The organism is Reichenbachiella sp. MSK19-1, assembly GCF_003590315.1.
GTDB classification, from domain to species: Bacteria; Bacteroidota; Bacteroidia; order Cytophagales; family Cyclobacteriaceae; genus Reichenbachiella; species Reichenbachiella agariperforans.
Map to the genome: position 1 here is coordinate 293535 of NZ_MIER01000015.1, position 22223 is coordinate 315757.

The following is a 22223-nucleotide window of genomic DNA, read 5'->3' on the forward strand; positions in this document are numbered from 1 at the left end:
TGCAATCATATTGCGTTTGAGAAATAAAAGTAAATTTTATGATTCGATTAAAACGATGGGTAAGTGGCAAAATGGAGAGGTTTCCCCTCTAAAGAGATAAGTAGTGAATCAAGTCTTCTGCTACCATTTCTTCCAAAAGCATTCTTTCATTTTTGGTCAAAGATTCTGTCTTTAATAAACCATTGGCTTTTTGCCATAAAATTCTTTGACTTTCATTGAGGTGATAAGCTTCAGTATTTTCTTTTTTGAATAGATAGATATCTCCTCCGGATTTATTTAATGGGGAAATCTGTTGATTTCTCAACAAAAAATTAGTAAAACTCTCTTGTAAAGGAATAACCTGCCGTTCTTCATTGTAAAGTAAAAAACTCAAGGAGGTAGTTAATGGGACTTTTTTCTCTTCATAACCGCCCATTTCAAAGACATTCACAGTGGTCTGCATTTTCCCTTCTAGGGTAGGTATGCAACCGACTATTTTGACCGGCGTTTTTTCCGGAGAATGATTAAATATTAATGCTTGATGGTGATCATTGAATTTTTCAATCTTTTTGGAAGACATTTTTTCAACAAAAAAGAAGTCATCTGCCGCTGTTTTGGAAAGCCTTAACTCTCCATTGATGTGAATTTCTGAGATCAGATGATATTTGCCTAAAGGAGCATTTTTGGGCACTTTATAGGTGAAATAATAATGGCGACCAGATTGGATGTTTTCAAGTATCTCAACCAGCTTTTCCTTTTTGTGCTTTCCGCTGAGGTAATCGGCCAATAAAAGTAAGGGTACACTTTTGTTAAGATATTTTAATTTTGGTTCTTCAGTCTTCAGTTCTTTTGGTTCATCAGGTAGTCCTAGTACATGTTCTTCAAAAAGCATTGTAACTTTTCCTAAAGGATTTTTGATGCCAATCCTTACCCAAGGTAACACATGAAAATCATTAAGGTTAGATGTATTGAAGTTCCAGTGAATAGTCACTGTTTCACCCTGTATAGTCCGTTTGGGGAAAATGCTCATTTTCTTAACGCTTTAATTTTCTCTTTACTGTATTTTTGGGGGTACTCCTGAAACCATTTCTTTACAGTTTCTTCACCTAAATGATCATAGGTAATGGAAATAAGTACTTGCAATTTGTCAAGATACTCTTGCTTAGCATTTTCAGGTTTCTGCTGAAGCACCCACTTTCTCTCTTCCTTTTCCGACTTTTTTGCGGGTAAGTGATGAAGGTATTTAGAGAAATACTCTTGTGAAAACCTGTGATACTCTGGTGTAAACAAGATCATATTGTGCCACATTTCATCCAACATCAGTATGTCATCGGAAATAAAAACACCTGGAATATGACAGATATAAAGAAACTTAAGCGTTTCCTTTAAAATATCCTCTGCCTCTTCATTACTCACATCAAACGTATCAGTGAATCTAGAAATCACATTTTCGTCCTTATAATCAAGAAGTCTGTCTAACCGTATTTTTTCTAAACCTCCCATATTAGAATATTTAAGTAGCAGTAGTATGATTCTCACACTACTGTATATTGTGATTACAAAGTAGAAGTACAGTGGCCACCGCCACTACAGTGCGTACCTCCAACAGGGTTTGCTGCTTTGCTTACCAAAATTTGTGCAATCAAAGCTTCTTTGTTGGTTTTCATAACTGATAAAATTTAGAATGACACCTACTCTATTTTGAGGTTTTCGGCTTGCCCTCTACTTTTGTAATAGTGTTGCATATTTAATGAAACACTATTGCAAAAGCAATAGTATTGCGTTTATAATATTGATATTATGATTTAGAGAAAGTTTAAAGAGCTATCTTAATAGTTTGAGATTCCGAAAGAAATCCAAAGTTTAGCTATTTGGAAAGAGGAAGAGTTTTTTGCTTAGGCAACTTTAGAACTAGACTTCTGATTTCAGACCAGTCTGTAAAGTTGGGAGGATAAACTAGGTAGTCAGGTTCAATATTTTTTATTCCAATCATTCAAACTAACCTCAAGGAGGTATAAGAGATGGTTATTCACGAAAAACAATAATGAATTTCGAACAATGAATCTTGAATCACGAAGTGATCTATGAATTTTGGGCATAAAAAAAGGTCAACTATTGTTGACCTTTTTTGCTTAGTAGCGGGAGCTAGACTCGAACTAGCGACCTTCGGGTTATGAGCCCGACGAGCTACCAACTGCTCCATCCCGCGCCGTTTTCGACCACCTTTTTTGTGAATCGCGTTGCAAAAGTAAGAAGCACTTTCGCAAAAAGCAAGTACCTTTGTTAATATTTTATTGACATGGAGGAAACAAATTTTAAATCTGGCTTTGTAAGCATAATAGGCAAACCAAACGCTGGAAAATCAACATTAATGAACGCACTAGTAGGTGATAATTTATCCATTATTACTTCAAAGGCACAGACTACCAGACACAGAATTATGGGTGTGCTGACTGGTGACAATTTTCAGATTGTGTACTCTGACACACCGGGTCTACTCAAGCCACAGTACTCACTGCAAAAGTCTATGATGAGCTTCGTCTCTTCATCTCTCGAAGATGCAGACTTAGTGCTCTATGTCGTAGATCTGATGGAGAAACAAGATGAAGACGAAGAAGTACTCGAACGTGTCATCAATAGCGGTACACCAGTCATATTCGTCATCAATAAAACTGACCTCAACAAAGGCTCGCGCCTCAAAGACAAAATCGACTACTGGGAGTTAATCCATCCAGATATCGAAATACTTACACTATCTGCGTTGACTAAAACTAACGTAGATGTTCTCTTTGCTCGAATACTGGAATTACTACCTTTACACCCTCCTTATTTTCCACAAGACACACTGACAGACAAACCGGAGCGCTTTTTCGCATCTGAAATCGTTAGAGAACAAATTTTCAAAATCTACAAACAAGAGGTCCCCTATAGTTCGGAGGTAGAGATCACTTCGTTCGAAGAAGAAGAGGATATCATAAGACTCAGAGCAGAAATCATCGTCGAACGAAAATCACAAAAAGGGATTATCATTGGCAAAGGTGGAGAAGCCATCAAAAAGGTAGGAATTGAGTCTCGTTTGCAATTGGAGAAGTTCTTTGGCAAAAAAGTTTTTATAGAGACTTTTGTCAAAGTAGAAGCGGATTGGAGAAAGAAAGACAGAAGTCTGAAAAGGTTCGGATACAAAGGATAATCAAGCAAAGTCTAGGAATATATGAAGCATTTTAAAAATACTTGGTTTTGGAAATTGATCTTAAGAATCTATGGAGCGTATTGCATCCTTTTATTTGTAGCGACTTTCACTTTGTTGTTTCCATTATTCGTATTTGCTGACAAATTTAATCGCCCAAAGTTTGGACTGATACTCAATCATTACTGGGCTCATATCTTCTTTTTCCTCATTGGCGTCAGAATGGAGATCACTCAAAAAACTGACTTTGACAAATCGACTAGTTACATCCTCTGCCCTAACCATTTTTCGTTCTTGGATGTTGCGATTCTGCCCTTTGTACCGATCCCGTTCAAGTTCGTTGGGAAGATTTCTATTGCTAAAGTTCCTTTCTTCGGCTATATGTTCAAGGCCTTTCACATCACTGTGGACAGGTCCAAAATGAGACAGCGCTATGCAACCTACCAACAAAGTATCGATGCACTCGCCAAGGGTTTTTCGCTGGCCGTCTTCCCCGAAGGAGGAATCAAAAGCAGTCAACCTCCCCAGATGCATACATTCAAAGAAGGAGCGTTTCGCATGGCCGTAGAGACAGGTGCCATGGTCGTACCTGTCACCCTCGCTGACAACTGGCACATGTTCCCTACGGATGGAAAGTACTTTTTTAGACGGAGAAAATGCAGAGTGGTCATTCACGAACCGATCGACCCACGAAAATACACTTTGGACAACCTCAAAGACTTTCAAAATGAAGTCTATAACCTCATCCAAACCGAACTCAACACACTCAACAATCTCACACCTCACCCGGTCAAGTAAAACATGATTGATCTAAGAAGCGATACAGTCACCCGCCCTACTCCTGCCATGCTAGAAGCCATGATGATCGCTGAAGTAGGCGATGATGTATTCGGAGAAGACCCTACTGTCAGCGCACTAGAACAACGTCTCGCTGGCATGTTCGGCAAGGAGGCTGGGATCTTCTGCGCTTCGGGTACGATGGCCAATCAAATCGCTGTAAAAATCCAAACCCAACCTGGTGACCAGGTCATCTGCGACAGCACCTCACACATCTATCACTACGAGGGAGGTGGCGCTGCCTTCAATGCAGGTGTATCACTGCGAATGCTAGAGGGGGATCAAGGTAGATTCAACGCGGAGCAAGTCCGTGACAACATCAATGCAGATGACATTCACTTCCCGAAATCTACACTCATCTCTATCGAAAACACCTCCAACAAAGGCGGTGGCAGTATCTGGAACCTCCACGAAATCAAAGCCATCGCTCAAGTAGCTGCTGACCATCAAATCAATATGCATCTAGACGGAGCACGACTCTTCAATGCACTCGCTGTGACAGACGAATCTCCTACTGAGATAGGACAGCTCTTTGACACGCTCTCGATCTGTCTCTCCAAAGGACTGGGAGCTCCCGTCGGTTCTGTTTTGCTAGGAAGCGAAAAGCTGATAAAACAGGCCAAAAGAGTTAGAAAAATGCTCGGTGGTGCGATGCGGCAGGCTGGATATCTCGCAGCAGCTGGACGCTATGCATTAGATCATCATGTCGACCGAATCAAAGAAGACCATCACCGTGCTGCAACATTAGCTGCACTATTTGAATCTAAAAGTTATGTAGACAGGGTTTTGTATGCAGGCACCAACATTGTGATCCTACAACTGAACAAGGAGACAAATGAAAAAGCATTGCTGGAAGATTGGAAAGCCAAGGGACTGCTGGCAGTTCCCTTTGGCAAAGGCCATATCCGACTCGTGACGCATTTAGATTTTAGTGATGATCAACTGGATCAGCTATCGTCTATTGTCTAACAAAACCCTCATTTTCCTTCCCAACCAAATCCCGGTCGATCGCTAGGATATAGCACCCCTTTCTCGCAGCGCACCATGGCAGCAAAAGGATCATCGATCAGGTCAAAGTGACCATCCAAATCTGCATAAAGAATATTAGGGCGAGCAAGTGCAAAGTGCAGTCCCGCTGATATCCCCATCGCTGACTCATCCATGCAGCCCACCATCGTCTCTACGTTGGCTGCTATCGCTACCGCATTGATCCGAATCCCCTCCATGATACCGCCTGCTTTCATGAGCTTGATATTGATCATATCCGTACTATTGTTGGCGGTGAGATGAAACACATCCGCCAACCCCATCAGGCTCTCATCTGCCATGACGGGGACACTCACTTGGCGACTCACCTGCTTTAGCAAGTGATCCTCCTCGCGCTTGGTAGGCTGTTCTAGCAGTTCGATCTTAGCAGAGCGGATTTGGTGCATAAAACACACCGCCTCTTTGACACTGTAGCCTTGGTTGGCATCAAAACGAATCTCCATGTCAGGCCCTACCATCTCGCGGAGTTTCATGATCCGCTCGACATCCTCATCCACATCCGTCCCTCCTTTTACCTTCAGGATAAAAAAACCCTGCTGCATAAAAGCCTTGGCTCTCTCCAGTGTTTCTTGCACTGGCAATATCCCGACCGTGACGCTAGTCGGGATCGCATCTCGGTATCCTCCGAGCAGTCGATAGACAGGTTCCTGCGTTTTCTTCCCGATGAGATCAAAAAGCGCCATGTCTACCATGGTCAGCGCAGCAGGCTGACCATGAAGTAGGGTCTTTAGTTCATCCAAAATCAAAGCGTAAGTAAACGGCGCCTTGCCCAACAGGTACGGCTCGATGATGTCTCTAAAAGCAGTCATCACCGTCTCCCCCGTCTCGCCAGTCACCTCCAGATCAGGTGCCGCACAGCCAAAACCGCTCGGCGACCTATCTGTATCTATGCGCATAAACACGTTGGTGGTAGTGTCTATGGTTTCGTATGCAATCGTATACGGCTCTGCCAGTTTCATTTTCTCCTGCCAGCATTCTAGTCCTGTGATTTTCACAGTTGTTGCATGATTAGAGACACGAGCGCTTCAGGACCATCCTGTAATACATCGGTACACAGTAGTCCTGTCTCGGCAGTGATCTTCGCACATTCGCTTGCTATGTCGGCCTTGTCCATGTCCTCATGGTTGAGTGTGATCGCCAAGACCTTCTTGCCAGAGATCATCTCTATCGCCGCGATCTGCTCGCGAATCGGCTGAATCGGATAACCAGGAAAGCCATCATACTCCAGTCGTCGTGGTGCATGCTGTAGGATCACAAAGTCTGGTCTACCTGCTGCGAGTATCTCAAACCCACCAGGGTAGGCTGGATTCATCAAGCTCCCCTGCCCCTCGATCACAATCGCATCAGGCTGCTCGTTTTTCCAAGCACTATGTACAGCATGCTCGATCTCTCCCGATACGAAATCGTTGATCAACGAATCCATCACCATCGAGTACTTCGCCCCCTGCATCCAGCCCGTCTGTCCTGTCCCTATCATTTCGGCTTTCTTGCCCGCCTGACGTAGGCCATGCACGATGATCCATGCCGTGGTACGTTTACCAACCGCAGAGTCCGTCCCTAGCACTGCCAGCTTCAAGCAGCTAACCTCTTCTATCTTCCCTGAGAAAAAATGCAGCCCTTCACGCTCAGGCGTACGGCGAATGTCTCTGAGCTTGACACCATTGGTCTTAGCCAGCGCGACGAGTTCCGCATCCTTGTACATGAAGTCATGCAAGCCCGAATCTACATTGAGTCGCTTCTTCACCGCAGCATGCACATCTGCACGTGCTGCATCAGGCAGCCTCCCCCCATCAGGTGCGAGTCCCATGACGAAATACTTCGCACCATCCGTTTGGTCCAGTGCCTCTAAAAAACTCGCAAAAACAGGGATTCCGTTCTTTTTGCCATCCAGTACTTCACCCGCATCCTGGCCAGCGTACCGTGAGTCTATCACACCGAGGACTTTGTAGCGCTCCGTAAAGCGAACCAAGCCGTGTGCCGTTTTACCATTGGGTGTATTGAAAGCTCCTTCACAATAGACCAGAGCATTTCCATCTATAATTTTTGTCATCTTCTACTCGTAAGGACCGCCACATAGCGGTCAGGTTCTAATTCTTTTTGATCATCTATCTCTAACAAAGCCACCAAGCCAGCGACCGAGGCGGGTAGTACATGCAAACCCTCTTTTTCCTTGAGCAGTTTGGACACTTTCAGCATTTTTTCATCGCTGATGTTGTGCGCACTGCCGTTGGACTGACGAATGGCGTACAGTGCCTCCTCTCCATCGAAACTGTGCCAGTTGATCAATGGCTCGTTTACCACAGTCTCCTTGATCTTTTCGGGTCGCAGGTCTACACAGTTTTCCATCCCCTTTTTGAAGGAATACACGATGGGGTTTTTGTGCGTAGACGAAGCAGCCACCATGAGTGGCACCCGCGAGGTTTTGCCTCGCTTGTAGAGACTCACAAAACCACGGTATATCCCTGCCAGCAGCGTACCGTTGGACACAGGCACTGCGATGATCTTGGGTGCGTCTCTCAGCTGGTCGTAGATCTCGTTGGCCATCTCGGCATAAGCCATGATCTGTAGTGCCGTGTTCGCTCCTCCCGGGTTGGCATCATACCAGCCTTCATCAGCTGCAGCTTCACTGGATGCCTGTACGGTATCTTCATAGGTCCCCACGACACGATGCACTTCTCCGCCTGCCATCTCCATCTCACTGATGCGGTCGGTATGGTAGTTTTCGGGGATGTGAATCACACAGCGCAGACCTGCCAAATAAGCCGCCAATGCTACAGAAGCACCATAGTTGCCACAAGTAGCGACGGTGATCGTGTCATAGCCTCGGCGCAGCGCATCTAAACACTGCGCAAAGGCTATGCGGTCCTTTTGGGTGCCGGTCGGATTGCCGCCCTCAAACTTGAGAAACAACTGCCGAAAACCCGTCTCCCGCTCGATGTTTCGGGCACGAGACAGAGAGGTATCTCCCACTTCTAAGTTGATAATGTCCTCAAAGGACTCGATCCGATCCAGCAGCGACAAGGAGGTATCCTTGACCATTTCACTGAGCTTTTTGGACTCTGATGAGATGGCTTTTTGTAAGAAGTTGGGGTCTGGTTTTTTTTCCGTTTTCATCTGTTTATGCTAACACCATATACATGGCAGCATGCATACGGAGATTCGTTTTTTTCGAATGAATATTGAGACGAATTTTTTCGCTTTTTCCCGTCTTTTTTTCTTATCCTAAAAGGTAGACAATTATTGACACGGCACAAGGCATAAATCGCACAGGTTTGTACACTCTAAAACGGAGTAACTGCAGACCGCAAGAAGCAAATCAAGATAAGTCTAAACTGATTGGGTCTAAATGAGAAAATGGTCTGGGATATCTGAGGAGCTTGTACTAGTTTGGTCTCACAGGTCGAAGCTATTTTGTCGTCAGACCTAAAAAGAATTCTATATCAGGGATACAGCATATTTTACCTACCACTTTTTCAATAAGGATGATTGAAGCAATTAAAGCTTTTTGGGTTTTCATCATGGTGCTGAGTGCTACATCCAGCAGTGCCCTGGCGATGGAGCAAGATACTGTCACCAAATATTACCTTGATGAGGTAGAAGTGACTGTCGATAGGTTCAACAGCGAACTGTCCAAAATGAAGGAAACAGGAGGCTGGTTTTGCCGTGAGACAGATACCGGAGGAGCTACAGGATACAACTGCCAAGACAAGGCCAGGCGAGCCTATAAGTACGTCTGCATATCCGAACCCCATGAGAATCGCTGCAGCCTCTCCCGAATCAACGCTCCTGCTTCAGGAACTCTTGACCCGTGAGTATGCTACCTGTGGAGAGAATGCTGATCCATAAATCCAAATCCCTAGAAGAATATGACGATGTACGCGCGATACAAAACCACCTCAAAAAACGTGGTATAGAACTGACTGCCGAAGCTAAAGTCAGAATGGAGCACATTCCAACCCAATCTGAACTGAACCTTCAGTACAAAGCATACACAGCCTCTTGACTCTTAATCATTTAAACATAGGCCTAAACTATTTAGAACATATTTTTTAGTACAAACTAAGGTAGAGCAGATACCACTACACCCTGATGATTGCTATGATGAGTCATACATTCTGCTAATCATAGCAATCATCATTGAGATCTCAGGTATAATCCGTTTAGACAATCAGATCATCAGAAGCCAGAGCGTCTTTTTTCTCGGGCATACCAGCTTCGAGCCATTCATTGTACATCGCAATGGACTCATCTGGCAATGGCCCACCTGGAGGCATACGATGTGCAGTAGGTGTTTCAGGTCTGTAACCTTCTATGGCGATTTTGATTCGTTGACTCAGTCGACATACAGACTCATAGTTGCTCAAATCCAAACTAAAGGTACCTTCATCGGTAGCGATAGAGACTGCGAGCATAGGCTGTACATAGGGTGCAAAGATGGTTTTGATATCGGGATCGAAGTAGACACTCATGGTATTATCGTTTAGTATAGTTTACAGTTATTTGGTATGCCTCTCCAGCATGATTCTGATTCAAGGCATTCATAGCTTCCGTTAGGTTCACATTCAACTTGTGCTCCCCCATCATGTGGTGAGCATGACTACTATCTAGCCATGCGGTGGCAGCTCCTACAAAATATCTCTTTCTAAATTTTTTCAAAGAAACATTAGGCTTCACTTTTACTGGATGCATATAGAGGTCTATTTGGTAGGAGGAAGAAGGGTCTTTTTCGGTATAGCTATAGCTGTATGGATTAGCTACGTCAGCGGCTCTAATCGTTATCGTTTCAGATGTCAACTGCCCCTTAGTCTCTGGTCTCCATGACACTCTACTGGTAAAGAGTCTATAGTAGGGACTTTCTTTGCTTTTTCCCAAGACAAGTGGACGACCCTTTTTATCCTTGAGAAGCCCCTCTAATTCCTGCTCAGTATAAAAATCATCCTTGCCTCTGGCTAAATACTGATAGCCCAATTCAGAGATATCAAGATACAATTCGGCTCTCCCCATATTTGGTCTATCACCTAACCCGGGATCATAGCCAGGCAAGTTAAAGTCCTTGGGTTGCTCCGCCCTCAAAAAGTAATCTAATGATGTGATATCTCCTGAGCCATGCTTTTGTATCCATGCCTCAAAGATATAATCGATGTAGGCATGAAAAGAATAGAAAATCGGGTCATATGCAGCTCTCGAAGGATAAGTCATATCTCCCCCTATATAGGGGGTATGCATCGGATTGTGCATTTGGCTTTCAAAAGTACCATAACCTCCATGGGTAGCATTTGGATATCCCCCAAATGTAGACCAATTGCTTTCTTGCATTAGTTTGGCTAGCAAATACGGAGAGGTAAAACGCCTATAATCAGGATTGACTTGTAAGTTTCGACCTGCGTGATATAGTACCGAGGAGCTGTCTTCAAATATCGCTGGGAATTTAGTACCACTGGGCTCGTTGGTAAAATTCCAGAACGGGACGCCTACCGTAGCAGTAGGACATTTATTCCCCCTGCTGTCTACAATCGTACCCTCAGGGTCTGTGTTTTGAAGCACTTTTTCGAAATAATAAAACTGCGCTCTATGCCAGACAAAGAAGATATCCTTGCCGTGCTCGCACATACCGGGGTACCCATAGGATCCATCAGCATAGGTTTGCGTAGCAGCCATTTCATAAAATGCCGTAGGGTCTTGATCTCCTTGACTTAGTGTATTCTCCTTAGGGACTGAAACACGGTTCTTGTTGTGCACCCAGGCCTGCCATGCATAGCCATCCATTAGATAAGGGTTGTCCGCACTACGATCTCTTAGCAGCTGTATAGCATGTTGATATGCAGCTAGTTCCTCGGTACTCAGGGAGTCAATATTCTTTCTGATCACCTGTGCATGGCTCAGTGATGCTGACAATACCCAGAGCAGACCTACTAAAAGCAGTCTGTAGACATGTACATTCATTGTTTTGGTTCGTGTCATGATTCGCTATGGTTTTAAAAGTTTAGTTACTGGTGAGGCTATTGGTATACTGTGGTCCACAAAACTCGATCCCCTGATCCAAGAGATAGTTACCAATGGTATTGGCACTATCTATACGTACACACTGCATCATCCCCTGATCTTCATGATCCAAAATATGACAGTGTAGTACAAAATCTCCAACAAAGTCTTTGTAGACAGTTTTGAGAACAATAGAGTCTGAACTTGGTACGAAATAAGTGTCTTTCCATATAGGTTTCACTTGTTGCTTTATCCACTTGTTATTCCCTTTGGTGTAGCGCTCCTGGATCTGAAAATGATTGATATGAATATGAAATGGGTGGCCTCCTAGAGATGAGGTCAGTGTCCATTCTTGTATATTATTGAGACCAAGTGTGCGTGGTGGATTGCTATGATCGAATGAAACATTGTTGATTTGAAACAATGTCGTATCACCAGGTTTAATCTCAAAATTAACATACTGCATCGTGTCTGTAACTGGCACATTGACCAATGAAGGATAAGGTGCATATTGGCGCAATGCTGCTGAAGTGGGGAGCTGCCTAGCCACCGGCTTAGTCGTCTTAGCCTTCAACACCACCAGAGCGAGTACTCTTTCGGACTCATACTCGTCAGTGTTCGTTTCGTCCAAAACGGGAGAACTAGCATCTATCAGATAGAGGGTGTCTTGACTGAGTCCATCGGTCAGTTTGGCTTGTACCAATAGGTCTGCCCTATACCCTGGCTGTAGTAGCATACTGTCTATATCACTGCGGTAGCCATAGGCTATGCCGTCTTCGGCAATAGCGTATAATTTTTCATGAATCACCTTGCCCTCCTTTGATTTGATCAGTTTGAGGTTGAGTGTCTCGCGTACGCCTGCATGTACAAACCGCCACCTTTGCGCTTCTTCTGATTCTATTTCGATCACAGGCAGTACCATGCCATTGATGGTCGTTCTCCAACCTGTAGAATCCTTAATTCCATCCCCCCAAGTACCTGGGCCAAAGGTTTTATCCTCAATGAACTTTAAAGCATACCTATTCGGATCACCTCCTGCACCTGTATCTGGCACATAGGGTATCTGCTGCATCACGAAAACCTTCTCATCCATCTCTTTGATTTGTGGTTGGTCATCCAAACCTCCCTCGATGAGGATGGTCCCTCCCATCCCTGAGGACACCTGAATCGCCGTAGACCCGTGTACATGGGCATGGTACCAGAAAGTGCCTGATGCATGATCCAACGGAACAGCTATTCTATTTTGAAAATCACAGCCAGGAGCCAAGTTGACAAAGACGTTGTCCCCATGTGCCATAGGCGAAACATGCAGGCCATGTGTATGTAAGTTGGTGTTGTTAAATCGGAGCGAATCAATGATATTAGGATCCTGATCATCATGTAGTGGCTGGTAAGGGTTGCATGGTCCAGGGTTTTCATAGACGGGTAGTTTGTTAATCAAATTCACCAGAAGCGAATCTCCAGGTTTCACTCGGAGCGTAGGCCCCACCAATCGACCATTGTATGATCGATGATAAAGTTCAATATTTTTCTTTTCTATAGTATTGTAGAGGCGATTGGTCGCAAACTTGATTACCATCTCAGTATCAAGTTTGCCATCTATGGAGGAAATTTCTTCTGGATTAGCAAATGGTAGGTAAACCAGCCCTTGCTCCTGATTCTTCAAAAGAGCTGATGATGGCCTGAGACTCGACTGAATATTAGCTATTTCGCTCAGAATGTCTGAAGTCGCTCGGGTCGTCAACCGTGCATCGACTGGCTCCTGACAAGAGAATATAACAGAGAAAAACAGGATATAAACTATTTGAAACCTGTGCAGATAGAATAATTTCATGGTGTGGTGAGTTTGTTTGCCATAGAATGAATCTTGTCTCATTCCATATCATCATATGATAAAGTTAGGAAGGCCGTTTAGATCAAGCAATACCCTAATCTAGGTATATATCAAGCAACGGTATGTTCGTTGTACTACAGGCAATCCCAAACTGCTATGCATCTGAGTAGCCTCTCCCGAATCAACGCTCCTGCTTCAGGAACTCTTGCCCCGTGAGTATGCTACCTGTGGAGAGAATGCTGATCCTTAGATCCAAATCGCTCATAATATTCCAAAAAAGTGTATCAATACAACCCAGTACCTATATTTATTAGGTCATCCTCTAGGGATGCAATACCTAGAAACCTGCGTCCGATTTTAACTTTCATTAAAACCGTTTCTGAAATACATCAATTGTGCTTTGTCTTCAAGCCAGACAGGCCATGCTTCCGGCAGGTAAACGCTTCCCTTTTCATTGCCAAAAAAGGAAGCAAAAAGACTAGAAAATTATAAACTCGCTATCGCTCAGACAGTATAATTTTCAAAAACATTGAATTAAGAAGATAATTTATTTCCTTTATTGATCGAACTCAGGTTAGAACAAAACAGAAATACCATGAAATTAGGCGCATTTTCTATCAGTCTGGCTGTCAAAGACATCCACAAATCAAAAGCATTCTATGAGAACCTAGGCTTTGTATATAAGGGTGGAAACATCGACCAAAACTGGGTGGTTCTCAAAAATGAAAATGCCGTCATTGGCCTTTTTCAGGGGATGTTTGAGGACAATATCATCACCTTCAACCCTGGATGGGACGGCAGTGCACAAGAACTAGAAGAGTATGACGATGTACGCGCGATACAAAACCACCTCAAAAAACGTGGTATAGAACTGACTGCCGAAGCTGATGAAACATCCTCTGGCCCAGCACACATCACCTTGACCGACCCTGACGGCAACCATATCCTGATCGACCAACACAGGTAAGATCAACCTCCGTCCAAACTGCGTAGAAAAACACAGTACAGTATAAAAAAGGTATAGTAGATATAAAGCGTACTCATTTTATTTGAACGTTAGATCCAACAGCCCTAACTACAACAGAACATTGAAAGCTAAATCAGACATCCCGATTTATAACCAAAGTAGCGAAGCAATTGGCGGTATACAATTTGTGAAATCATCACTCCAAGGCATGGACTACCCACCTGAAAAAATGGGAGCGCATAGGGACGAGTTTTATGTTTTTTTTGTTCTGACAAAGGGGAATGTAGTCGTGCTATGTGACAACATAGCGGTTGAATTAAACGAAATCGGAATTGGTTTTATCAAACCTTTTCAGGTACATGCGGCTAAGCACATCTCTAATAATACAACTGGCTACTTTATTAGCATTGCCCCTTTCCTTGTCCCTGACGCCTGTTTAGAAATATTTCAACCTTTACAAATCTCCGAACAAGGAAAAAAAATAGACCCGCTTTTTCAAGATGATTTCCTGAATCTTGTTTCATTACTGCACAACTCTTTTGAAAAACAGAAACAAAGCAAACCACAAATCATCAATGGGCTTTTCAATGCTTTGATTTACGAAATTGCGAATTTGTTTCAATCGTCAGAAAGAACGATTCCCAAACCAAGAAACCAATCAACAGTCATTTCCACAAACTTTAAAAAACTCATCTCCAAAAGTAATTTTTTAGAAAGCCCTTCTTTTTTTGCAAAAAAACTAAACATTAGTGCTTCACATTTGACAGACTGTGTAAATGCCAGTACAGGAAAACCGACAACTTATTGGCTTCAAAATGCTATGATAATAGAAGCGCAAAGACTTTTGTATTATACCGAAAATGATGTGAAAGAAATTGCTTTTAGTCTTGGGTTCAAAGACCATTCCTATTTCTCAAGAATGTTTAAAAAATTAACCCACGAAACCCCATTAGCCTTTAGAAAAAAATTCCGTAAATAGTCCTATCATTACTCCAAGCTATCCATTTCTATTTTTTTGTTTTCGCTCCAGTTTTGCCATTGAATTAATAGAAAACAATTATGCCAACAGCACCAAAATTCATAGGCGACTTTATGGAGTTACGTCTTAGTAACAAATTTTGTAAAGCAAGCGTCGTTTCAACTGAAATAACAAGCCCTAATATTAAAACAATCACATTTAAAGGGTCATTCCCAAAGGTTAAATTCAAAATAGGACAAGCAATACTCATTCGAGTCAACGATAAAAACTACCGAAACTACACACCCAGTAAATGGGACAGTGAATTAGGGATATTCGAAGTTGTCTTTCATATGCACGGCAATGGACCAGGAAGTCATTTTATTAATCATCTAAAAGCCGATGACCAAATCACGGTGGGTCTACCAAGAGGATTTAATATTTACAAACAAGAAGCTCAATATCAGTTCTTTTTTGGTGATGAAACGTGTATTAGTGTTTTTAAAAGCCTGAAAGACAAAATAAATAGTGACAATAATAATTATTTGGGGGTTCTGGAAGTAGACGAGGTATCGATTGACGAACTCTACAACCTAGGTCTGATGTTGGACACAGTCCCAAAATCAATAAACCATGCTGAATTCGCAATTGAGAGTTTAAATGAATTGGATGATAAGATTTGGGATCTCTGGCAAAACGGATATTTCTATCTAATGGGCAATGCTAAGTCAATACAAGCTTTTAGACGAGCATTAAAAGAGAAAGGCGTGTCAAGCAAAAACATTTATACCAAACCCTTTTGGGCAGACGGTAAAATTGGGCTCTAATAGATTGGACAGAGAAAAATGGCAGCAGCCAACAAGACCATTAAAACCCGCCCGCCTACATTTTCTTATCGAATTATCTTACCCGATCGAGTACGTTTGTAACGCGACTACCAAAAAGCAAAGACTGCTACTTATCGTTTTCCAGCCTTGACAAAAGCGAGGCTATAAATCCCACTGATAGTCGTCTGCGAGAAGGATACAAAATCGACATACAGCAGGGCGACCGATGGCACAAAGCAGACACCCAGGCTAAAAGCCCTATAACGAAAAACGGTCTCACTGCTGCGAGACCGTTTCATGGTCTGATACTAAACATGACTGTTGATTTAAGTGAACTTATGAGGCTGGCGCTACATCGCTGACCGTGCTTACTTTCTCATACTTTAGCGTTTTGGCCAAACGCTTCAGCCTTGCGCCGGGTCTGAACCTGATACGAGCCTGTTTGATCCTGTCGCTGCGGTACTCCTCTGGGCGCTCTACCCCTTCGCTATTCAGGGTCAAAAACAAGGTGCCCAGGTTGCTCAGCCTCACTTGTCTACCAAATGAAAGCTGCATCTCGATCACCTCCAGCAAGGTTCCGATCGCACCCAGCACCGTGCCGTAGTTCAAACTGGATACTTTGCTGATGATACCGACCAGTTCCTCAAAACTGACATCATCACCATTGATGATTCGTGCATAATACTTCTTGGGGAGGGTAACATCATTTGGGTTGATACGCTCCGTGACTTTATACTGTACTGACATAATTGATAAAATTTAAAGGGTTAAAAAATAAAACTGTGATAAGAATCCTGACGGAGCGCTCTGTGTGGGATTTGTCATGTTAAAGACAAGTATGATGCCAAAAGGAAGGCTTATTCTGCCAAAAAACGTTAAAAAACCACAACCTTTTCATTGCTAAAAAAGCATTTGAGCAGGCTTTATGCGCTTTGAACAAAAGCTTAGCTTACCTGAGCCTGAAGGTAAGCTTACCAGAGCCCCAACCTAAGCTTACTACAGGGTGAAACTAAGCTTACCTCGACCCTGAGGTAAGGCAACATGGGAGCCGAACTAAGCTTAGGTTGGACTGGTCAGGTCTCACCCCCCTCCCAACCCAAAATATAGCACCCACCTCATAGCGTTTTGTGATATACCAAGAGATTTGCCTGTAGCCTTGGGAAATATCGATAGGAAATGCTAGTTTGGCCTCACCAAGCCGATCAGCAGTCGGTTTCCTGCAGCATCATTCGAGAAGAGAAATTTTTTTATAAACGTTTGATACAGTGCGCATATAGTGCACTGTGTACTTTACACGAATGTTAGGTTTCATGCCGTGACGTAGAAAAAACCCAGCCGCACATTCAGGCACATTTGGTTTTGCCTGCACTCAACCCTAACTTAAAAACCAAAAGAGCCTGAATTTTTGCCACCGCACAATGACTGAATATCGACAAATACTCAAGAACATATTAGAAGCTGGACGAACTTGGGGAGATGTAAAATTTGAACTGTCCAAATACAACGTTCACAATACTGACGAAGGCGAAAAAGACACCAGAGCCGGAAAGATTTTCGAAGTATTAACCCAACTATACTTTCGATTTGCACCGACTGAAAAAGATAACTTTAAAAATGTATGGTTATTTGAAGAAGTACCATCCGAAATACGAACAAAGCTCAATCTTGGGAATCAAGATTTCGGTGCTGATTTGATCCTTGAAGACATTGAAGGCAAACTCTATGTTGTTCAATGCAAATTTAAAAATGATGAATCTTCACGTCTGAATTGGACTTCCGACAAAATCGCCAACCTGTTTGCCTTCTGTCCTACTGCTGATCACTTCATTGTATTTTCCAACGCTGCTGATTTAGATAAGGTATCCAAGTCAAGGCATGACAATTTCACCTTCTATTCCGTAACAAATCTCCAAGAAATACAAACAGATGTTTTCAAGGCATTCCACGAGAGTCTAATAGGTGCGGAAATTGCAGAAAGAACCTTCTACAATCCAAAACCTCATCAAGAGGAAGCTATTAAGGATTGTATTGATTTCTTTGGAATCGAACAACGTGGACAACTCATTTTACCTTGTGGGGCTGGTAAAACATACACAGCTCTTTGGATTAAGGAGGGGCTAGATTCCAAAAACTCATTGGTTCTAGTACCCTCATTGGCTTTGCTGCGACAGATAAAAAATGAATGGGCCAACCAAAGGAAAACAATATATCAATACTTGTGTGTTTGCTCAGAATCAGACATTGACAAGGATGTTACTGATTCAGTGGTTGCTCATACTTATGAAATCGACACAAGGGTAACAACTGATCCATTGAAAATTAAAAGCTTTCTTGATTCGGATTATACAGAAAAGGTCATTTTCAGCACATACCATTCATTAGAAGCAATTGCCGAGGCAATCGCCAATATTGACTTTGAATTTGATTTTATATTTTGTGATGAAGCTCACAAGACTGCTGGAGTTGGTATGAACAAATTCAGCCTTGTCCATGACAACAAAAAAATCCCATCAAAAAGACGACTTTATGCCACTGCAACTCCAAGGATTGTAAAAGAATCCTTGAAAAAGAAGCTTGGTGATGATTTGAAGTACGCCTATGATATGAATGATCCCGAAACATTCGGGCATGAATTCTATCGAATGACATTCAAAGATGCTATTGAGCAAGACATTTTGGTTGATTACAAAATCGTTACGGTCGGAGTTAACAGTGAAGAACTTAAAGAATATATTGAAAATAGACGATTTATTGACGCCAAGATTTCAATTGATGAGTTGGCCAATAATTATGCGCTCGATCACATAATGAAGAAATACTCAGCCAATCACGGGTTAACTTTTCATTCAAGAGTTAAACTGGCGGCTGAATTTGCGGACAGACATTCCAAACTGTTTCCTGATACTTCTACATTCGCTGTAAGTGGTGAACAGCCAACTAGTCAAAGGAATATTACCTTAAACGACTTTAAAAATGCAGATAAGGCAATTGTTTCTAATGCACGCTGTTTGACTGAAGGAGTTGACGTACCAACAATTGACTTAGTGTATTTCTGTGATCCAAAGAATTCCAAAGTTGATATTGTTCAGGCCGTTGGTCGGGCTTTGAGAAAAAAGGAAGGTAAAAAAATTGGTCTAGTGGTGGTTCCTATCTACCATTCAAAGCAGACGGAAGTTGAAGTTTCCATAAGTTCAGGATCATTCAAAAACTTACTCCAAGTTATTCGTTCCCTTTGTGATCAAGATGAACGATTACAAGATGAGATCAACTCTTTAGCTTACGGAAAAGGGAGAAGGTCTTCAAGAATTGATATTGTCTCTGGAAGCTTCATTGAGGAACAAGACACCATCCTGCTAGAAGGATTTGAAGAGATATTAAAAACTTCGCTTTTTGATCAGATAGTTGACAAAACTTCAAATAACTGGGATTTATGGTTTCTCAAGCTCAAGGAATTTCTTGATAAGAATCCAGAATACCCAAGTCAAAAAACTGATCGTAAACTCTACCAATGGGTTGCCCAACAGAGAAACCGAAAGAAAAACGGGACTCTCAAAAATGAAGAAATCAGAAAACTCAACTCTATAAGCTTTGCTTGGAGTATTGTCGAGTGGAAATGGAATAAGCAGTTTGAAATATTCGAAGAATACGCCAAGTCTAATGAGTTTCCTCCCTGTAAGGGCATAGATAATGATGAACTGGTCAAGTGGCACAAGTATCAGCAAACATGTATAAGAGAAGGTAAAATCATATCAGATTATCAAAAGAACAAGTTTCTCTCAATAGATGGAAAGTTCGCAGGTCCAGCAAGTAGGAAAAAATGGATACCCACTTATAATGATCTAGTGAATTTTCGAAAAGAAAATCCTGATCGTTGGCCTTTGTATAACAGAGAAGATAAAGACAGTCGAGAGAATGGATTGTATGTTTTTTGTCAAACCATTCGAAAGAGATATCGAGAAAATGATTTAAGCGACTATTGGTTTGAAAAAATGGCCGAAATCGATTTCAATTTTGGAGGAAAAACAGACAACTGGACAAACTACTTCGAGGAAGTCAAAGACCTAATTTCCGACAAAGATTCTATTTCTGCTGACCAAATAGGAAACAATGCGTATTCATGGATTCTCCGTCACAAGAAAAATTTGGATGAAGGAACACTTTCCGAATATCAAACAAAAAAAATTCAGACTCTTAATCTTGACCGCTTCTTTGAAGGTTGGGAAGAAAGATTTGAAAAGATTAGCAAGTGGGTTGAGGAAAACGGAAAGATACCAACAAAGCATGCTCATAGCGAATTTAATAGTTGGCTTTACTCTCAACGTTCTAGATATAAAAAAGGAACCCTGACAGAAGATCAAATTACAAGTCTCAGAGCCTTGGGGTTTGATTTAGAAGGTAGAGGAAAGGAAAGATTTGAAGAGAAATGGTTAGCTCAATTCATGGAATACAAAGATTTTGTAAACCAGAACAATAGAGAACCAAGCTACAGAACTGAAAGTGAAAAACAATTGTATTTATGGGTTGCTGCACAAAGAGCAGTAAATGCTGGCAATGCAAGAAACAGAAAATCATTATCTCAAAAACGTCTTGACCTTTTAAATTCCATCAACTTCAAATGGGTTGGTGAAGGTGCTGGTGGTGAAGAATCATGGGAAGAACGCTTCCAAGACTTCTGTTCACACATTAAACCAAATGGAAAATTAATGCTACCTTCACGAATTGATGGAAAAGCAAATCCTCTTTATACTTGGTGGATCAATCAAAATATTGCGTTCGATAAAGGTGAATTATCGAGTGATAGAATCCAGCAATTTCAAAACGTGAAAATTGAACTTGGAAAATCAGAGAATAATTCAGTTCGAGATGGATTCACAAAATGGTCTAATAAACTTCATGAAATAGCTGACTTCATAAATAAGAACGGACATTATCCTAGAGCTGGAAAAGACAAAGAGCAAAGCAATCTTTACCAGTCCCTTGCTCGAACAAAAAGAGTATTCAAGAATAATGAGCTTTCGGAAAAGCAACTCGAACTCTTAAAAGAACTGAACATTGAACTGGAATGACAGCCCCTGCATCCATACACATTGTCAGGTCGCACACACCAACCCTCAAACCAAAACCTGCCAAAGAGTATGGCAGCTCCCACAGCACTGGACGAAGGAACTAACACGAACGCAGAAACTAGACGGAGAAAAATGCACGAAAACCTAATCGAGTAAACAGCTGACGGTCAAATAACCGTCATTACCCTACAAGGACGAGGCACGAGGACACAGATCGGGTAATCCCCTACTAATCGCAGGGTGACATAAAAGCCGTCCCAAGGTCTGTGGCACACAGACCAAGTACTATTAATTCGTTCTATCAAACCTTATAGCTCTAATGTTCAGTACAGCCGATAGACCTATAAGGTTAGGGAGCCTCTAACAGACCTCCTTTAGGCTTTCCCTCTCAAAGAGGGTCTGTTGTCACCCCTTGGAACGTATCGTCGCATTAGTAGACGACATCATTTTGATTATCTCCTGAATTGCATCATTCTGGTTTAAATATGTTTGCCCTGCACCAGAAACAGGACATGATCCGTATATTGCCTAGTATGAAACAACTCTCGCTGTACAACGACCAACTGATGCCTGCACTAGGGCTAGGCACATGGAAATCTCAAAAAGGAGAAGTCTATACGGCGATTAGACAAGCCATAGCAATCGGGTACAGGCATTTTGATTGCGCGCCCATCTATGGCAATGAAAAAGAAATAGGCACTGCGCTGCACGATGCGCTGCTGGCTGGAGATGTCACACGAAAGGAGCTGTGGATCACCTCCAAGGTATGGAACACCCATCACCGTGCCGAGGATGTGATCGTGGCACTCAAGCGGACACTAGCGGATCTACAGTTAGGCTATCTCGACCTCTACCTGATCCACTGGCCTGCCGCCCATCTCAAAACAGTCAAAATCCCTAAGACAAAAGAAGACCTGATCAGTCTCCAACAGCTACCGCTCGAAGAGACATGGCAAGGCATGGAAGAATGCGTCCTCGCTGGACTCACGCGTCACGTCGGTGTGTCCAATTTCAGTACGAAAAAGATCAAGGGCATTCAGGCCTCCGCTAAAATCAAAATAGCGGTCAACCAAGTAGAAGCCCACCCGTATTTTCAGCAAAAGGAGTTACTGGCATTTTGCCAGCAGCAGCACATCGCCCTGACGGCCTACGCTCCTTTGGGTGCCTATGAGCGTGCCAGCCTGATGCCCAACCATACCCAGCCTTTTCTCTCAGACAGTCCCATCATCCAGCGCATTGCCGATCAGTACGATGCTACGGTAGCGCAGGTACTACTCGCCTGGGGCATCCAGCGGGGCACGGCTGTCATCCCTAAGTCCACCAACCCCGACCGACTGCTACAAAACTACCAAGCAGCCGACCTATCGCTATCGACCGAGGATATGGACATGCTCGCGCGCTTGGATAGCGGCTACCGCTATGAGAGAGGCAGCTATATCACATTGGAGGGATCTCCCTATACGGCAAAGAATCTCTGGGACGAATGATTAATTCTGTAGGGACATTCCTTATTAGTACATCATTCATTAAATTGCCCAG

Annotated in this window: 19 protein-coding genes and 1 tRNA gene; 10 read left to right on the forward strand and 10 right to left on the reverse strand. The window is 42.7% G+C overall.

What is annotated here, in order from left to right; genetic code table 11:
- Window positions 1-88: 88 nt before the first annotated feature.
- The 3 genes from BGP76_RS09475 to BGP76_RS09485 all read right to left on the reverse strand — a co-directional run bounded on the left by BGP76_RS09475 (window position 89) and on the right by BGP76_RS09485 (window position 2188).
- Window positions 89-1009, reverse strand: coding sequence for a hypothetical protein (locus BGP76_RS09475; RefSeq protein ID WP_119844490.1), 921 nt, complete (start codon window positions 1007-1009; stop codon window positions 89-91).
- Entirely contained in the window at window positions 1006-1482 is a 477-nt protein-coding gene (locus tag BGP76_RS09480) for a hypothetical protein (RefSeq protein ID WP_147407440.1), read from the reverse strand. The genes BGP76_RS09475 and BGP76_RS09480 overlap by 4 nt, the downstream gene beginning before the upstream one ends.
- A 633-nt stretch (window positions 1483-2115) precedes the next feature.
- A tRNA-Met gene (locus BGP76_RS09485) sits at window positions 2116-2188 on the reverse strand.
- Window positions 2189-2278: 90 nt separating this feature from the next.
- On the opposite strand from BGP76_RS09485, the gene era reads away from it, so the two are divergent.
- Genes era through BGP76_RS09500 form a run of 3 tightly spaced genes read left to right on the forward strand, consistent with a single transcriptional unit; the run spans window position 2279 to window position 4972 of the window.
- Window positions 2279-3169, forward strand: coding sequence for a GTPase Era (gene era, locus BGP76_RS09490; protein WP_073124195.1), 891 nt, complete (start codon window positions 2279-2281; stop codon window positions 3167-3169).
- A gap of 21 nt (window positions 3170-3190) precedes the next feature.
- Window positions 3191-3964, forward strand: coding sequence for a 1-acyl-sn-glycerol-3-phosphate acyltransferase (locus BGP76_RS09495; RefSeq protein WP_073124193.1), 774 nt, complete (start codon window positions 3191-3193; stop codon window positions 3962-3964).
- 3 nt (window positions 3965-3967) lie between these two features.
- Window positions 3968-4972: a low specificity L-threonine aldolase gene (locus tag BGP76_RS09500; protein WP_119844492.1), complete on the forward strand. Its 1005-nt coding sequence runs from the start codon at window positions 3968-3970 to the stop codon at window positions 4970-4972.
- Window positions 4973-4980: 8 nt separating this feature from the next.
- Here the strand turns inward: BGP76_RS09500 and BGP76_RS09505 are convergent, their stop codons facing one another.
- From BGP76_RS09505 to BGP76_RS09515, 3 genes are read right to left on the reverse strand one after another with little or no spacing between them, the layout of a single operon-like run.
- Window positions 4981-6045 (reverse strand): mandelate racemase/muconate lactonizing enzyme family protein, encoded by a 1065-nt coding sequence (locus tag BGP76_RS09505; protein ID WP_185146843.1) that lies wholly within the window; start codon window positions 6043-6045, stop codon window positions 4981-4983.
- Complete coding sequence (locus BGP76_RS09510) at window positions 6042-7100, reverse strand: DUF1611 domain-containing protein (protein WP_119844493.1); 1059 nt, start codon at window positions 7098-7100, stop codon at window positions 6042-6044. Before BGP76_RS09510 ends, BGP76_RS09505 begins: the two co-directional genes overlap by 4 nt.
- Window positions 7097-8164, reverse strand: coding sequence for a pyridoxal-phosphate dependent enzyme (locus tag BGP76_RS09515; protein ID WP_119844494.1), 1068 nt, complete (start codon window positions 8162-8164; stop codon window positions 7097-7099). Before BGP76_RS09515 ends, BGP76_RS09510 begins: the two co-directional genes overlap by 4 nt.
- Window positions 8165-8532: 368 nt before the next feature.
- Between BGP76_RS09515 and BGP76_RS09520 the strand changes: the two genes are divergently transcribed.
- Both BGP76_RS09520 and BGP76_RS20310 read left to right on the forward strand, forming a co-directional pair.
- Window positions 8533-8862: a hypothetical protein gene (locus BGP76_RS09520; RefSeq protein WP_119844495.1), complete on the forward strand. Its 330-nt coding sequence runs from the start codon at window positions 8533-8535 to the stop codon at window positions 8860-8862.
- Between the two features lie 20 nt (window positions 8863-8882).
- The gene (locus BGP76_RS20310) at window positions 8883-9053 is read left to right on the forward strand and encodes a hypothetical protein (protein ID WP_158584202.1); all 171 of its coding nucleotides are present in this window, start codon (window positions 8883-8885) and stop codon (window positions 9051-9053) included.
- Between the two features lie 157 nt (window positions 9054-9210).
- On the opposite strand, the gene BGP76_RS09530 is transcribed toward BGP76_RS20310, so the two are convergent.
- From BGP76_RS09530 to BGP76_RS09540, 3 genes are read right to left on the reverse strand one after another with little or no spacing between them, the layout of a single operon-like run.
- Entirely contained in the window at window positions 9211-9519 is a 309-nt protein-coding gene (locus BGP76_RS09530) for a hypothetical protein (RefSeq protein WP_119844496.1), read from the reverse strand.
- Window positions 9520-9523: 4 nt separating this feature from the next.
- Window positions 9524-11011 carry a tyrosinase family protein gene (locus BGP76_RS09535; RefSeq protein ID WP_119844497.1) on the reverse strand — a complete coding sequence of 496 codons (1488 nt, stop codon included), beginning with the start codon at window positions 11009-11011 and terminating at the stop codon, window positions 9524-9526.
- A 22-nt stretch (window positions 11012-11033) separates the two neighbouring features.
- Complete coding sequence (locus BGP76_RS09540) at window positions 11034-12866, reverse strand: multicopper oxidase family protein (RefSeq protein ID WP_158584204.1); 1833 nt, start codon at window positions 12864-12866, stop codon at window positions 11034-11036.
- A 595-nt stretch (window positions 12867-13461) separates the two neighbouring features.
- Here BGP76_RS09540 and BGP76_RS09545 point away from each other — a divergent pair.
- The 3 genes from BGP76_RS09545 to BGP76_RS09555 all read left to right on the forward strand — a co-directional run bounded on the left by BGP76_RS09545 (window position 13462) and on the right by BGP76_RS09555 (window position 15618).
- The gene (locus BGP76_RS09545) at window positions 13462-13833 is read left to right on the forward strand and encodes a VOC family protein (protein WP_073124173.1); all 372 of its coding nucleotides are present in this window, start codon (window positions 13462-13464) and stop codon (window positions 13831-13833) included.
- Between the two features lie 121 nt (window positions 13834-13954).
- Window positions 13955-14812 carry an AraC family transcriptional regulator gene (locus BGP76_RS09550; protein WP_147407441.1) on the forward strand — a complete coding sequence of 286 codons (858 nt, stop codon included), beginning with the start codon at window positions 13955-13957 and terminating at the stop codon, window positions 14810-14812.
- 80 nt (window positions 14813-14892) lie between these two features.
- Complete coding sequence (locus BGP76_RS09555) at window positions 14893-15618, forward strand: siderophore-interacting protein (protein WP_119844500.1); 726 nt, start codon at window positions 14893-14895, stop codon at window positions 15616-15618.
- 336 nt (window positions 15619-15954) lie between these two features.
- Here BGP76_RS09555 and BGP76_RS09560 read toward each other — a convergent pair whose 3' ends face one another.
- Complete coding sequence (locus BGP76_RS09560; RefSeq protein ID WP_119844501.1) at window positions 15955-16365, reverse strand: HU family DNA-binding protein; 411 nt, start codon at window positions 16363-16365, stop codon at window positions 15955-15957.
- Window positions 16366-17036: 671 nt separating this feature from the next.
- Between BGP76_RS09560 and BGP76_RS09565 the strand changes: the two genes are divergently transcribed.
- Together BGP76_RS09565 and BGP76_RS09570 are read left to right on the forward strand one after the other, a co-directional pair.
- Window positions 17037-20684, forward strand: coding sequence for a DEAD/DEAH box helicase (locus tag BGP76_RS09565; protein WP_119844502.1), 3648 nt, complete (start codon window positions 17037-17039; stop codon window positions 20682-20684).
- A 512-nt stretch (window positions 20685-21196) separates the two neighbouring features.
- Window positions 21197-22171 (forward strand): aldo/keto reductase, encoded by a 975-nt coding sequence (locus tag BGP76_RS09570; RefSeq protein WP_255416099.1) that lies wholly within the window; start codon window positions 21197-21199, stop codon window positions 22169-22171.
- The last annotated feature ends 52 nt before the right edge of the window (window positions 22172-22223 follow it).

Coding starts and splice junctions, on each gene's coding strand:
- BGP76_RS09520 (WP_119844495.1), top strand. CDS start 8,533: ATGATTGAAGCAATTAAAGCTTTTTGGGTTTTCATCATGGTGCTGAGT.
- BGP76_RS09495 (WP_073124193.1), top strand. CDS start 3,191: ATGAAGCATTTTAAAAATACTTGGTTTTGGAAATTGATCTTAAGAATC.
- BGP76_RS09565 (WP_119844502.1), top strand. CDS start 17,037: ATGACTGAATATCGACAAATACTCAAGAACATATTAGAAGCTGGACGA.
- era (WP_073124195.1), top strand. CDS start 2,279: ATGGAGGAAACAAATTTTAAATCTGGCTTTGTAAGCATAATAGGCAAA.
- BGP76_RS09530 (WP_119844496.1), bottom strand. CDS start 9,519: ATGAGTGTCTACTTCGATCCCGATATCAAAACCATCTTTGCACCCTAT.
- BGP76_RS09475 (WP_119844490.1), bottom strand. CDS start 1,009: ATGAGCATTTTCCCCAAACGGACTATACAGGGTGAAACAGTGACTATT.
- BGP76_RS09480 (WP_147407440.1), bottom strand. CDS start 1,482: ATGGGAGGTTTAGAAAAAATACGGTTAGACAGACTTCTTGATTATAAG.
- BGP76_RS09570 (WP_255416099.1), top strand. CDS start 21,197: ATGATCCGTATATTGCCTAGTATGAAACAACTCTCGCTGTACAACGAC.
- BGP76_RS09560 (WP_119844501.1), bottom strand. CDS start 16,365: ATGTCAGTACAGTATAAAGTCACGGAGCGTATCAACCCAAATGATGTT.
- BGP76_RS09535 (WP_119844497.1), bottom strand. CDS start 11,011: ATGACACGAACCAAAACAATGAATGTACATGTCTACAGACTGCTTTTA.
- BGP76_RS09515 (WP_119844494.1), bottom strand. CDS start 8,164: ATGAAAACGGAAAAAAAACCAGACCCCAACTTCTTACAAAAAGCCATC.
- BGP76_RS09500 (WP_119844492.1), top strand. CDS start 3,968: ATGATTGATCTAAGAAGCGATACAGTCACCCGCCCTACTCCTGCCATG.
- BGP76_RS09555 (WP_119844500.1), top strand. CDS start 14,893: ATGCCAACAGCACCAAAATTCATAGGCGACTTTATGGAGTTACGTCTT.
- BGP76_RS09545 (WP_073124173.1), top strand. CDS start 13,462: ATGAAATTAGGCGCATTTTCTATCAGTCTGGCTGTCAAAGACATCCAC.
- BGP76_RS09510 (WP_119844493.1), bottom strand. CDS start 7,100: ATGACAAAAATTATAGATGGAAATGCTCTGGTCTATTGTGAAGGAGCT.
- BGP76_RS09540 (WP_158584204.1), bottom strand. CDS start 12,866: ATGAAATTATTCTATCTGCACAGGTTTCAAATAGTTTATATCCTGTTT.
- BGP76_RS20310 (WP_158584202.1), top strand. CDS start 8,883: ATGCTGATCCATAAATCCAAATCCCTAGAAGAATATGACGATGTACGC.